The 13,752-nt window shown below is 66.9% G+C and carries 6 protein-coding genes and 2 pseudogenes; 2 read left to right on the forward strand and 6 right to left on the reverse strand.

Annotation, left to right across the window (positions count from 1 at the left end):
* Window positions 1-101 precede the first annotated feature (101 nt).
* Together ABZX85_RS44570 and ABZX85_RS44575 are read right to left on the reverse strand one after the other, a co-directional pair.
* Window positions 102-1,214, reverse strand: coding sequence for a chondroitinase-B domain-containing protein (locus ABZX85_RS44570; protein WP_355883080.1), 1,113 nt, complete (start codon window positions 1,212-1,214; stop codon window positions 102-104).
* A gap of 391 nt (window positions 1,215-1,605) precedes the next feature.
* Window positions 1,606-2,412 carry an NPP1 family protein gene (locus ABZX85_RS44575; protein WP_355883083.1) on the reverse strand — a complete coding sequence of 269 codons (807 nt, stop codon included), beginning with the start codon at window positions 2,410-2,412 and terminating at the stop codon, window positions 1,606-1,608.
* Between the two features lie 274 nt (window positions 2,413-2,686).
* Here ABZX85_RS44575 and ABZX85_RS44580 point away from each other — a divergent pair, with 274 nt between their 5' ends.
* Window positions 2,687-6,424, forward strand: coding sequence for a hypothetical protein (locus ABZX85_RS44580; protein WP_355883086.1), 3,738 nt, complete (start codon window positions 2,687-2,689; stop codon window positions 6,422-6,424).
* 419 nt (window positions 6,425-6,843) lie between these two features.
* Here the strand turns inward: ABZX85_RS44580 and ABZX85_RS44585 are convergent, their stop codons facing one another.
* The 3 genes and pseudogenes from ABZX85_RS44585 to ABZX85_RS44595 form a co-directional block, all read right to left on the reverse strand.
* Window positions 6,844-9,165 carry a pectinesterase family protein gene (locus ABZX85_RS44585; RefSeq protein ID WP_355883089.1) on the reverse strand — a complete coding sequence of 774 codons (2,322 nt, stop codon included), beginning with the start codon at window positions 9,163-9,165 and terminating at the stop codon, window positions 6,844-6,846.
* Window positions 9,166-9,289: 124 nt separating this feature from the next.
* Window positions 9,290-11,104, reverse strand: coding sequence for a LamG domain-containing protein (locus ABZX85_RS44590; RefSeq protein ID WP_355883092.1), 1,815 nt, complete (start codon window positions 11,102-11,104; stop codon window positions 9,290-9,292).
* 320 nt (window positions 11,105-11,424) lie between these two features.
* Window positions 11,425-11,625, reverse strand: a pseudogene (locus ABZX85_RS44595) (helix-turn-helix transcriptional regulator); the annotation flags it as partial.
* 229 nt (window positions 11,626-11,854) lie between these two features.
* On the opposite strand from ABZX85_RS44595, the pseudogene ABZX85_RS44600 reads away from it, so the two are divergent.
* A pseudogene (locus ABZX85_RS44600) lies at window positions 11,855-12,361 on the forward strand (transposase); the annotation flags it as partial.
* 652 nt (window positions 12,362-13,013) lie between these two features.
* Here ABZX85_RS44600 and ABZX85_RS44605 read toward each other — a convergent pair.
* Window positions 13,014-13,259, reverse strand: a complete 246-nt coding sequence (locus ABZX85_RS44605; protein ID WP_355883095.1) for a hypothetical protein — start codon at window positions 13,257-13,259, stop codon at window positions 13,014-13,016.
* Window positions 13,260-13,752: the final 493 nt, after the last annotated feature.

Genomic DNA, 13,752 nt, shown 5'->3' on the forward strand with positions numbered 1-13,752 from the left:
TCAATCCGGCCGGTCATGACGCGGTCGATGAGGTCGGCAGGAAGCGCCGCACGGGGCCGGGCCGACGGGGCAAGCGCCCCGGAAGGCGGGCGGGCTGCAGGTCAGTTCATGGTCGCGCCGATGGTGCTGCTGCCCGTGGTCAGGAAGGCGGTGGCGGGCAGCGCGCCGTTCGCCTGACGGGCCTTGTACGTGCTGGAGGCATCCGTCGACCTGAACGCGGGCGTACCGATGCCGCCGTCCCAGTTGTTGCCGGCCGAGACCACCGAAGATCCCTTCTTCACCGAGCCGGAGCCGTTGCTCACCGCCAGATTCTTGCCGAGCCGGGCCGCGCCGGTGGCGAAGTAGTAGCCCCACTTGGCGTTGGCGTAGGCGGTGGTGCGGTTGATGACTATGGCGCCCTTGTTGGAGTTCTCGGTGAAGCCGTTGCCGGCGTTGTCCCAGGCGGCGGAGTTGTTGACGACGTGCGCGACGACTTCGCCGTCGCCGCCCAGCTTGTAGCCGTTGCCGTCGCCCGCGAAGGCGGAGTCGCCCCAGCGGTTCTTGCCGTTGCCCATGGCCCAGGTGTGCTCGATGGTCACCGGCGAGGAGAACGACCAGAAGTCCAGGCCGTCGTCGGAGTTGTTGTAGAGGCGCGCACCGGTGACCAGGTTGCCCGTGCCCGAGCCGAACTTGATGGCGAGGCCGTCGGCGTTCTCGCCGTGGTTGGCGGGGTCGTAGTGGCCGTAGGAGTCGAGGTTTCGGACGGTGTTGTTGACCGTCCCGTCTCCAGTGAGGGTGAAGCCGGAGTCACCGCCGTTGATGGTCTTGATGTTGTTCCAGTTGGTGCCGGTGCAGGACTGGCAGACGACCGCGCTGTCCGGGGAGTTCTGGAAAGTGATGTTGGAGACGTTCCAGTAGTCGGCGGTCAGCTTGAAAATCCAGTCGCCGTCGGGGAGGCTCCCGCCGTCGATCTTCACGGTCTCCGAGCCGTACGCGGTGAGCGTGACCGGGCTGGAGGAGGTGCCGCTCTTCGTGGACTGGAGGGTGGCCGTCGGGTAGTAGGTGCCGCCGCGCACCTGGATGACCGTCCCGGCGGTGGCGTTCTTGACGGCGTTCGCGAGGTCGGTGGAGTTGCTGACGACCACGGTGGCCGCGTGCGCCGGGGAGGGGAGCACGGCGAGTCCGGCGCCGAACGCGAGCGCCGACGCGAGGGTGAGAACGGTACGACGGGACATGGAGTGGGGCCCTTTCGTCGGGAGCGGGAAGGTGGTTGTGCGGTGGGCAACGGTTACAGGACGGTGCCCAGTCAGGCGTACACCTCGTCCTGCCTGGGGGCGGTGATCACATGGCCCGCTGCTTCGCGGTCAGGGTTCCCATCCGGTGTGGGTGACGGCTGGAAGGCGGGCGGGACCAGTGGTGACAGAAGCCGGGACACGGTACAGGCCCTCAAACTCAAGCCTGAGCTCGCGAGTTGAGAGGCAATGGCCTCGGTTCGGTGCGAGGGATGCCTGGCGTTCAGTGGTAGCTGCGGCTTCAGACGCATAGCTGTCGGGCTGGGCCGACCTGAGCCGCCGGTGGGACAGGGGAATGTCCCACCGGCGGCTGATGGTGACGGGCCGTGGCCTGTCAGGCCCAAGGATTGAACGGGATTCCGCCTGGCTTGGCCTTATTGAGCTCACCGTTGAACTTGGAGTCCTGAACCGGGCAGTTGACCCTGTCGCCCCAATCCTTCCTGTTCAGAAGGTCCTGGAGGTTCTTACTGGGATCGTTGCTCCTCGGGAAGTGGTCCCAGCTGACCAGGGCCGGCGTGTCCCATCCCCCGTTGGGCCCCCAGGCTTCCGGCCTTTCATCCCACTTCGCGAAGCGGAATGCGTGCGAGCCCGCGCCGTCCTTGTGATAGACGATCTTGACATGCACACCATCCATCGGCACCTCGTTCACCGGGTGGACGCTGAAGCCGCCGTGACGGGAAGCGGCCAGATACGAGGGCTTGGATGCACCCTGTCTCACCCACACCACGACGCTCTCCCAGTCGTGACGATGCCCGATGCCGGGCGAGACCTGGTCCTTCTCGAAGTACATGCCGTAGAGGATCCCGCACCAGCCGTTGTTGCATTTGGCCCGCCCGTAGGTATTGGCGTTGGCGAGGTGGTCGGTCCGGCAGCCGCCGCCCACCGCCCCGGTCGGCTTGAGGCCACCGTTGACGTTGCCCCACATGTCGATGGCGGACGCCGGGAAACAGCCGTCGGAGTCGTAGTCGAAGTACGGCATGAACGTCGTCTGAAAGGAGGTGGCGCTCCAAGGCAGGGGACTCAGGTTGGGAGCAGCCGCCGCGCTGCCCGCCAGACCGACGGTCAGCGCGACAGTGCTGCCGAAGGCGAGGGCGGCCTTGGCGAGGCGGGAGCGTCTCTTGATCTTGCGTGCCTGCAACATGCGGGGTCTCCAGTAGTTCGGTCTGCCCGGAGCCTGGCGTGGTCATGCCAGGAATCCGGCGGGGTGGTACCTAGGCTGGCCTGTGAGGAGTTGATTGACAGCCCCCTTTGATCAGGACGATCAATCCCCGTCGGCTACCGGATTGTTCGGCGGCATGCCGCCTCGCTGTCGACAACTCCCCATGTACGGTGGCCATTTGATTGCCAGTCAGCGTTGTCGTCGGATCAGTCGCCCACGTCGAAGGCGTAGCGGCTAGTGATGGGAGGTCAGGCCCGTGGGCCGTCCTGAAAGACCCTTGGACCCTCAAGCCGGGCCCGTCCAGCGGCTCGCCCACGACCTGCGGGAGCTGCGCCGTGCCAAAGGCAGCCCGTCGTATCGGGCCATGGCCCAGAGGGCCGGCTTCTCAGCGAGCACGCTCTCGCAGGCTGCGGCCGGGGAGCGGCTGCCCTCCCTGGCCGTCGTCCGGGCGTACGCACTTGCCTGCGGCGGCGATCCCGGGGAGTGGGAGGCGAGGTGGAAGGAGGCAGAGGCGGCTGACGCCGGGACGGTCCGCGAGAACAACGGGGATACCACTCCGCCGTACCGCGGTCTGGCACGCTTCGAGTTGGACGACCACGAGCTGTTCTTCGGCCGGGGCCGTATGGTGGAGGAACTACGGGAGCTGATGCGAGAGCACCGGTTCGCGGTGCTGTTCGGCCCCTCGGGCGGCGGCAAGTCCTCACTGCTGCGGGCTGGGGTGATTCCCCGCCTTCGAGAGGAGTCTGCCCACCGGAGCCGTCCGGCGGTGCTGCGGCTACTCACCCCCGGGGCACGACCCGCCGAGACATACGGGCACCTGCTCACCCCAGCCGAGGGCGAACCGGAGAGCTGGATCGTGGTGGACCAGTTCGAGGAGGTCTTCACCCTGTGCCGGGACCGCGTCGAGCGCCAGCGCTTCATCGACCTGCTCCTGGCCGCCCGTGCCCCGGACAGCCGACTACGTGTGCTCGTCGCGGTACGGGCGGACTTCCACGCCCGGTGCGCCGAGCATCGAGATCTTGCGGACGCTCTTTTCGGCGCCGGGCTCCTCCTCGGTCCGATGACGGCGGACGAGCTGCGCGAAGTGATCGTCAGACCAGCGCAGGCAGTCGGGCTGCTGGTGGAGCGGGAGTTGACCACGCGGATCGTCAAGGATGTCGTGGACCAGCCCGGTGCGCTGCCGATGCTCTCCCACGCCCTGCTGGAGACCTGGCAGCGCCGTAAGGGCCGGATGCTTACCCTGGCCGCGTACGAGGCGGCCGGCGGGGTGCGCGGCGCGATCGCCGCGACGGCGGAGGATGTGTACGGGCAGCTGTCCCCCGACCAGGCGCGGGTCGCCCGGCAGTTACTGCTGCGGATGGTCGAGCCGGGCCGAGGCACAGCCGACACCCGGCGCCCGCTCACCAGCAGGGAACTGGCTCAGTGGTCGGACCGCGCGGTGCCGGTGGTGGTCGAACGGTTGGCCCGCGCCCGCCTCATAATCGTCGACGAGGACGCCGTCCAGCTCGCCCACGAAGCGCTGATCAGCAGTTGGCCGCGCTTGACCGGCTGGATCGAGGAAAACCGCGAACGGCTGCGTCACCACCGGAACCTGACCGAGGCTGCCCGCGTATGGCTGGAGCACAACTGCGAGCCCGAGGCGTTGTACCGGGGCAGCAGGTTGGCCGGTGCAGAGGAACTGTTCACGGATGACGGCACGCTGACGACGCCGGAGCGGGCTTTCCTCACCGCAGCACTCGATGCCCGTGAGGCGGAGCGAAGGGCCGCCGTCCGAACCGCCCGACGATCCCGCTTCCTCATCGCTGCGCTCAGCATCGTCCTTGCGGTGGCCCTGATAGTTGGTCTGACCGCCCGGAACCAGGCCCGCGACAACGAGCGGCAGCGCACCGACACCGCCGCCCGCCGGGTCGCCGCCGTCGCTGGCGCTCTGCGCACTACCGACCCGCGAACCGCGATGCTCCTCGGCGTCGCGTCCTGGCGGATCTCCCCGCTGTCCGAGTCCCGACGCGCCCTGCTCGGCTCCCTGGTCCAGCGCGAGCAAGACATCTTCACCCCTCCGCAAGGAGACGGCTCGCTCCGCTCCCTCGCCGACTCCGGCCGCACCCTGATCAGCTTCAAGGGGCGTAGCTGGCGGACCTGGGACGTGGCCACGCACCGACAGACCGCCTCGGGCCGGGTGCCCGCGGGGGAACGAGTGGTCGATGCCTCTGTCGACGGCCGGGTGCTGGCGGTGGACATGGGCGACGGCTGGCGCCTGTGGGACACAGCGACGGACCGCTGGACGGGCGGACTACAGGTCCCGGCCGACCACTTCGTCACCTTCGGCGCAGACAGCCGCAGTTATCTGGTGGTAGGCAACGACTTGGTGCAGATGCGTTCAGTCGCCAACGGGCGCCTGCTGTTCGAGATCCGGGGGGTGGGAGACAGGCCCATCGTGACCCCCAGCGGAGACGGCCGACTGGTGGCTGTCTGCCCCGCCGGACGCCCGCCGCAAATCTGGGAGATCGGGTCGCGGCGTGTCCTGTCCGGCGCCTGGGAGCGGGCCCACGGCGTCTGCTACAACGATTCCACAGTGTGGTTCGGCAGCCGCAGTGAGGGCGGCGATCGGTTCGCCGTCATGACGCCGACCGGGGTCCGCGTGTGGGACACCCGCACAGGTCGCCAGGTGGCCGACATCGCCGATCCGGGCCGGCGGAACTTAGCCCTCGGCAGGAAGGGCGCCTTCCTGGCGACCCTCGGCTACGACGAGATCCGAGTGTGGCGGCTGTCGAATCCCGCTTCCCCCGTACTCCGGTACTCCCTGACCAACCAGCAGGCGTACCCGCTCGCCTGGGACCCCGCCCGCCCGGTCCTGCGCTACATCGAAGGAGGCACGGTCCACTCCCTTGACACCGCGACGGCAGTCACCCCGGCCTGGCGCGACCGCCCCCTGGCCGGCGTCCTTCTCAGCCCTGACGCCCGCACCCTGGCCACCGCCACACGCGTGGGCAACCATTACCGCTTCGAGTTACGCGACACGCGCGACGGGCACGTAGTGCGCACGCTGCCGTCCCAGCCGCTCCCCTTGTCCCGGGAACGCTCGCTGCCCGCCCCGCACGGAAGCCGGCCCCTGATGGCGTTCAGCCCCGACGGCACCGCGTTCGCCTACGGTGTCGTCGCCACGGACGGCCGTGTCGCGCCCCAGCGGTTCACCGTCTGGGACCTGTCCAAGAACCGAGCCCGCACCACGTTGGACCTGGCCCCCGGGGCAGCGGATTCCTCGATCGAGGCTCTGGCCCTCGGCCCCGGCGGCCGCACCCTGTGCGTCACGCGCATACCGAACCGCTTGGAGCAGAGCACCGAAGCGTGGGACACCGCCCGCCACCGCAGGACCACCCTGCTCACTGCCCCCTCTCATATACAAGGGCTAGTGGGCAACCACTTGGCTGTCCGTCCCGACGGCCGACTGCTTGTCGCCGATAACCACACCGCTGCCCTGCCCGCCGGCCCGATCGACACGCATGACCTCGTCCAAGGCGACTTAACCACGGCCCTCGCCTTCGCCTCCGACGGCTCGCAGCTGGCTGCGGGTGATCGGACCGGCAGGGTGGCGCTGTGGGACGGGACGGTGCGCGAGCGCGCGGGCATCCTCGCGAACGTTTTCCCCCCTCCTCTCCAAGACGTCCGGGACGGGGTCAGCGCCCTCGCTCTCAGCCCCGACGGCCGCACGCTGGCGGTGGGCGGCGACTCGGGCAGCGTCCAGCTGTGGGACGTCGCGACCCAACAGCCACTCGGCGACCGCCTCCCCACTCCCGGGGACGCCATCGCGACCCTGGCCTTCAGCCCCGACAGCGGCACCCTGTACGCGGGCAGCCTGCATGTCCCGCTCCAACGGTATGTCGTGGATCCGCAGCGAGCGGTGACTGTGGTGTGCGGGCGGGTGAAGGGGGATCTGACGGAGAGACAGTGGCGGGCTCACGTTGAGAATGTGCGGTATAGGCGGGTGTGTGGCTAGCGGCGGTTTGTTGACGACGAGTGTGTGCGGGAGTAGGCCGCAGCGTGAAGGCGTCGAATACATTGGCTCCACCGGCGGCATGCAGCCGCTCCAGCTCTGACACGCGCTTGCCCTCTGGCACTACCAACAGCGCAAGGGCGGGATCGCCACGGTGTGTCGCCCTGGCGACCGTCTCGTACAGGTGCCGCTCGGCCGTAACGCGGGGACCGGCCGGGCCGACACGCTCACCCCGCAGCACCCGTTTCTTGCGCCGCCCCATCATCCGATCGGCAGCCGAGGGGCAATCGCGCCCACGGGCGACAGCCCACGGAATCGCTGCTGCCCTCCATTCGCCGGTGACAGTAGAGCGGAGCCGGGACGATCATGTCGCCCCGGCTCCGCCATAGTTCACCGCGCCGCGAAGACGGGCGCTGCTGCGGTCACCAGACCGGGTTCCATCCGTCGGTGCCGGCCAGGTATTTCTGGGCCGTGTAGTCCCCGGCCTGGGCGTCGGTGAGCTGCGGTCGGTTGGAGTTCACGCCGGCGCCGGTGCCGTAGTTGTGGTACTCCTTGAACCGCGCCTGCTGCCAGGTGTAGTCGGTGGTCATATTGGTCCAGGGTTGTGCCGTCGTGATCCCGGCGGGCAGTTCGGTGTCCCGGATCACCGCCTGTGGTTGGGCGGTTGTCGTGTTGTGCCACGGCCGACCGAGGTAAAACGTGTTCGCCGCGGCCGAGGACATCACCTTGCTGTTGGTGATGAGGAGTCCGTATTTCTTCGCCTGGTCGGTGTTCGGCGCCACGATCGTGCCGCCGACCTTGGGCCAGACATGCAAGGTGGACCGGTCGAACACCGCGGTGGCGTTGCCGAACAGGAAGTCGGTGTTGCCCGCGATGTAGTCGCTGCGGAAGTACTGCCGGGTCTGGTCTGTGGCGACCGGCGACTTGGCGAGCACGGTGTCCTGCGTGCTGATGAGGCGGAGGTTGGTGTAGACCTGCCGGTCACCCGTGGCGGCCAGCGCGACGGCCTGGGTCTCGAAGGGGCTGATCTCCGGGTGGGCGTTGGGATCGAAGGTGTTCTGGATCGTGAGGGCCTCGACCCTCAGGTCGGGCGCCTTGAAGCTGGCCACGGCGCTGCCCTCGGTGCCGTACTTCGTGCCGTCGGGCTTGAGATACCCGTGGCACCTGTCGTACTTGATGACGACGTCTGCGGCTTTGCCGGTGGCACCTCTGATGATCAGGTTGGGCAGGGTCTTCGGGACGGTGACGACCTCGTTGTAGGTGCCCTTGTTGATGACGATGGTGTGCGGCGCGCCGTCCGCGGGAACAGCGTTGATCGCGTCCTGCACGGTGCGGTACTGGGCGGAGCCGTCGGCCGCGACCGTGAACGTGGATGCCGGTTGCGGGAAAGTGGATGTTGGTAGCGAGAGCAGGAATGACCTGCGGATAGGCGTCGCGCCTTCGCCGGGATCCTGCTTGAACAATCCGTTGAGACGAGCCTCGCCCTTACTGCAGCTGGCTGTGGTCAACAGAGGAGTGGCCACTCCTCTGTTGGCGTCATCTCCGACACAGGTGGTTTTGCCGTACGGACGGAACGCGATCTGTCCGTTGTCCGTCCAGTGGGCGAGTTGGAAGATCTGACTGCTGGTGGAGTTGCAGTCTGTCACAGTCAGCGTTGGCTGGGATGCGTTCCAGCACTGTTTCTTGCCGGTAGAGCTCAATTCGTTGTTCACAACGTTGTAGTAGCCGGGGAGATCGGGAACTTCGATCAGGTGCCAAAGGGTATCGAGCCGTTCCTCTGTGGCCGGCCAGACACCCACATTTGCCCCGCCCCCTACGGGAACTGCTCCACTTACTTTACCGATCAGTTGGTTGCCGTCGTGGGGCACGCGGATTTGTATGTCTGCGTTGGCGCGCATGGTGTAGTAGTAGACGGCGCGGTGGTCGGAGCCGAGGTCTGAGGTACCGGGGGTGTAGGTCGGGATCACTTCGTTCGTGACCATGTAGTCGAGTTCGTGGTTGTTTCCATTCCCGCCGTAGTGGGTGGCCTGTCCAGTCCGGTAGATGTGCATGTTCTGCCCGACTGCCAGGTTCTGGGGCTCGCGGTTGTAGTCACCCAATGCGGCCCACGGGCGATTACCCGAGGCGTCATCGATGTTCTCGAGCAACTGACTGGCGTCGTATCCCCTCCTGGCTGATGCGTGAACGCTCCAGAAATACGTGTTGTTGATTCTGATTCCCAAGGCTGGCCGGGTGGAGGTTCCGTTGGTGCCGACCCAGCCGGGTCGGGCGACGTTGACTGCGTCTGCCCTATGGCTGGTAGCGATGGCAAGGTTGACCCGGTTGGCACCGAAGTCCGTTTGCATGAAGTAGATGTAGAAGAGCGGGCCACGACTTCCGCTGGGTCGCCATTGGTACTCCTGCACCGTATAGCCCTGGTTATTATTCAGATTCCGGAGCCATGGTTGGTCATTGGGCCCGGTCCCGCCTCCAAAGGTGTGCAGCGGGCCGGCGGCCCAGTTGCCCTGAGCGTCCAGGTGTCCTGCGGAGGCGGGCACTTGGCCGGCTTCCTGCAGGGCGATCACGTCGTGACCGGCGTTGATCAGGGCGCGGACGCCGGACTGCCACTTGTTGTCCTGTGCGTTCTGGGCGCCTTGCATGTTCCAGTTGGCGGGATTGAAGTCCTCAACCAGGGCGGAGGCCGGGCCTGCCGCCCATAGGAGGACCACGCTGAGGGTGCTTGCAATCATGGCGGCTGCGACCATGATGCTGGGAATTCTCTTGTTTCTCCGATGCGTGCTGCAGTGCGCCCTGAAGAGGCGAAGTCTCATCGATTGTCCTTTCCTGCCCCGCTGCCAGGCGGTGCGGATGGTCCTGATCGTCATCGCCCTAACCCACGGACTGTTCGGCTTCTGCAGCGCCGGCTGTGGGCTGCGTGTACGTCTTGACGGTGAGCTGGTCGGGATATGCGGTCACGAGCGAATCCGTGGCCGAGGTCGGCGCGTCGGTCTCCACCACCACCCGGTCGGACTGGCCGTCGTAGTAGAACGACACGCTGTACGACGCAGCGCCGTCGTCGGCAGCTTCAGGTGACAGCTGATCAAGGACCGCGGTCTGGATCTGTCGGATCTGGGCGAGGGTGAACTGAGCGCTCTTCTTGGTGGTCGGCTTCGGCCACGCCGCGGGTTCGTCCTCGAAGGGGGACGTCCAGTCCGGGGGGTTGGTCACGGTGAGGTCGGTGCGGTCCGAGGGGAAGACCAGGACCGGCCCGATGCTGGGGTCGTCGTACGCGGCCAAGGCACAGTTGTAGTCGCGCAGGGCCAGCACCTGCTGCCACTGCAGATCCGCACGGTCACTGTTCGGGCCCGCAGCCGGGATGGGGGCGAGTTCCGATACCTCGCCCGCGGTCCGGCTGTCCGAAGTGCACTTGTCCGCTGGTGCGGTGTTCGGGGGCGTCTGGATCGTGACCTTGCCGGGGTAGGCCGTCTTCAGCGGGTCGGTGACCGATGTGGGCGCGTCGGTCTGCACCACGACGCGGTCGCTCTTGCCGTCGTAGAAGTAGATCAGCCGGTAGGTGGTGTCGCGGACCAGGGTCAGCGAGGTGGGTTGCACCTGGGCGACGACCGCGTCCTCGATGTCGTTGATCTGCTGCTGGGTGAACTGGCTTCGCTGCATGATCTCCGGCTGAGGCCACTGCGAGGGGGTGATCCCGTAGTCGGACTTCCACCCCGTGGGGGGCGTCAGGCAGCTGGCACAGAACTTGCTGTCCGGGAAGTCCGCGGGGAACATCATTTGCGCCCCGTTTGCGCCCTCTGAACTGACGTCGGATTTGAAGAGGGACAGTGCGCCGTTGTTATCGGCGAGGGCCTGCAGCTGTTCCCACTCCACTTCCCGGTAGTTGGCCAGTTCGCCCACCTCGTTCTTGGCCAGGGCCCGGTTGTAGATGCGGAAGTCGCGCATCCGGCCCTTGAAGTACTTGTCCGACGAATACAGCGACCGGCCGATGTAGTCCGCGGTTGTCGTCCCGTTGCCGATGGAGCCCGGGGTGATGGTCACGCCGGTGTTGCGGGCCATCTCGACGCCGTCTTCGTACAGGATGCCGGTGGTGCCGGTCTGGGTGTAGGCGACGTGCTTCCACATGCCTCGGTCCAGCTGGTACGAGTAGTCCGGCTTGGTGTTCTGCTCGTTGGGCCAGTCGCTGAGCGTGACGCCGGCGCGGAACTGGTTGCCGGTGGAGAACAGATAGCCGTTGCCGTTGCCGTTGCTGGTGTTGCCCAGCCCGTACAGGAAGTAGGGCTTGCCCATGGTCGGATCGATCCACACGTCGAAAGCGACCGTGATCGAGTTCAGCCCGGCCATGAGGTTGTCGGGCATCTTGATGTAGGTGTCGGTGCCGTTGAAGGCCAGCCCTTCGTCGCCACGCCAGTCCACGGAACCAAAGATCCAGCCGTTGTTGTCGTGGCCCGAGGAGTCGGCCGCGTTCGCGGCTGTCGTGGAGTTGAGCTTGTACCACAGCAGCAGGCCGTCGGTGACGCTGGCCTGAGCCGGCGCAGTGGTGCTGAGCGTCAGCCCGGCGGCCGCCAGCGCGACGGACAGGGCGCCGCCGATGCTGGCGATGATCCGTCGACGACGCGGCGAGCCGCCCGACCGTGCCGGGCCGCGACCAAGCGCGGCCCGGATGCGGGTACGCGCGGCCCTGGCCACGTTCCTTCTTCGCATGCTTTCCTCCCACAGAGGAACTTCCACACTGGTGCACAGCGGTGTGGTGCGACGGCCTGCGGGCGTCCGCTTCGCCGCGTGTGAGGCGCTGCGTCTTCGGGCCACGCCGGAGTCCGGGAGTGTGCGCACCTACCGGCAGGCGGGTTCCGGCTCCATACGTGGTCAGTGGCTGAAGCCCGGGCTGTGCGCGGCGTCCGAGGCCGTCGGAGCGGATATCGATGCAAGGAGCATCGCTGGCAGCCGCCGCCTGCGCGATACGCACTTCTACCCAAGGGGCGGCAGCTTGGAAAGTGGGTATCGGGCTACTACTGAGTGGGTAGCGGGTTCGCGGACCACCAGGAAGCGATCTGAGCGCGGGAGCCGAAGCCGAGTTTGCCGAGGATGTTCTGGACGTGCCGGTCGGCAGTACGCGGCGAGAGCGTGAGTGTGGAGGCGATCTGCCGGTTGCTCAGACCCTTGGCCACCAGCGCCGCCACTTCACGCTCCCGGCAGGTCAGCGGGCCCGGAACGGCGCCTGACAAGGCCGGCTCACGGGCAGGGGCCAGTACGTACTGAGGTCTGTCAGCGCTGCCGCTCGATCGCGTCCCAAGAAGTGGTGTAGCCGGGCTGGTACCCGGAACGCGCGGGTGTCTGCTCGGGGCGTGCATCTGCTGACTGTGCATGCTCCCTGAGCAAGGGCAGGCCATCGCGCAAGTCTCCCTGGTGAACGGGCAGTTCGACCGGAGGAAGCACGCGATGGCCTTGTCCCAGTCTGAGCTGATGCGGCTGCTGGAGTCACTACGTCGGGCCGATGGAGCTGAGGCAATCAGGGTGGTGTGCGAGCGCATCCTGCAGGAGCTCATCGAGGCCGAGGCCACCGACGTGATCGGTGCCGCCCCGGGCGAGCACAGCGACAAGCGCATGACCTGGCGCAACGGCCACCGGGACAGGCTTCTGACCACCCAGGCCGGCGACCTGGACCTGAAGATCCCGAAAGTGCGGACCGGATCGTTCTTCTCCTCCCTGCTGGAACGGCGCCGGCGGATCGACCGCGCCCTGTTCGCCGTGGTGATGGAGGCATACGTGCACGGCGTGTCCACGCGGAGCGTGGACGACCTGGTCAAAGCGCTCGGCGCGGACTCCGGGATCTCGAAGTCGGAGGTGTCGCGGATCTGCGGCGAACTCGACGAAGAACTCGTGGCGTTCAAGGAACGGCCGCTGGATCACACCGTCTTTCCCTACGTCTTCCTGGACGCCTTTCACTACGCGCGCCGGGCTCTGCGCTGTGCGCCTCATCAGGATGCACAGCGGCGGAGTGGCGGGCAGAGCCGCCGCGAGGCGAGGTCAGCCGTACAGGGCCACCCGCGGCTGGATGGTACCCACGGCGCCCGGGGTGATCACGGTGACCCGGTACCACTGCGTGAGGGTCTGGCCCGGGCGCAAGATGCGCTGCGCAGCCGCGAGATCGGTGAACAGCGTGCCGGTCTGGCTCCCGACGGGCGCTGCCTGGCAGGAACCGTCCGCGTTCCGCCGGTCGACCTCGATGTCCGCAGGTGCCAGGAAGGGCCCGTGATCCGGAGACTCCACCAGGATCTGAGGAGCCACGGTCTGGTCGGCCGTCGAGTTGTTGCGGTAGGTCACCGCGAACGTGTGCGACTGCCCGGCTGCTGGAAGGGCCCGCGTCGGCAGGTTCACGAAGTCGACGGGAACCAAGGCGGCCGGTGCAGCATTGCCCGGAGCGCCCGAGCCTGCCGGGGCGGTGATCGCCAGAGCGGGGCCGGCACCCGCCACGCCGCCCAACGCGGCTGCAATGCCCAGGGATACTGCCCACGAACGGTAGGTGGTCAATGACACGTGCTCTGTCCTTCTGAGGTAATGATGCGAGGGCTTCGGACGGAATTCTTCTTCGGCACTGTCAGCCGCCACCGAACCTGTCGGTGAGCACCCACACGCCACGGCCGTCATCACCGGGGCTCCAGTCGCAGTAAAGGTTGACCCTGGCGCCCTTGGCGCCAAGGCACGCTGCCTGAGATTGATAGAACCCGAGGTTACTCGCGCTGGCCGACGAGGCCATCCCGACCCCCATACCGAAAGCCACCACAAGGCTCGCGGCGACCAACGGGAAATTCTTACGCATGCATTTTTTCCTGTCTTGCAGCATATGGAGCGTTATACCGAGACTTCCAGTTGCTTCTGCTTGCTCTCACCAGAAGGGGACAGCTCTCCAGCCGTTGCTCGGCGGGCATGTTCTTCACACGCACGCGTCCGCCCCGAGGCATCTGATCGAGCCACGCAACGGCCTGCCACGGCCCAGGATGGCAGCCAGGAAGTTGATTAGCACCCCGATCCAGGGGCCTAGTCAATTCCATCGCTCCCGGAGAGTGTTCGTCGACACATCACACGGCAGCGGTGCATGACGGACGCGCCGACACCGCGACTACGAAGACCTGTCGTTCGCCGTGGCTTCGGACAGGCACGGTCGTCGGCCGAATCCGCGCCGATATCCGACGCTTGGATCCAGCAGTGACACGAACGCTGATGCCCCGCCAGGTGCCTCTTCAACTGTTCTTGGGATATCCCAGGGGCAATTGACGAGTCCTCGGCTGATCTTCGGATCGGCCGAGGCTTTCGTCGTTTCTGGGGTGTGTTCGAGC

The sequence above is a fragment of the Streptomyces sp. NPDC004539 genome (assembly GCF_040610055.1).
Taxonomy (GTDB): Bacteria; Actinomycetota; Actinomycetes; order Streptomycetales; family Streptomycetaceae; genus Streptomyces.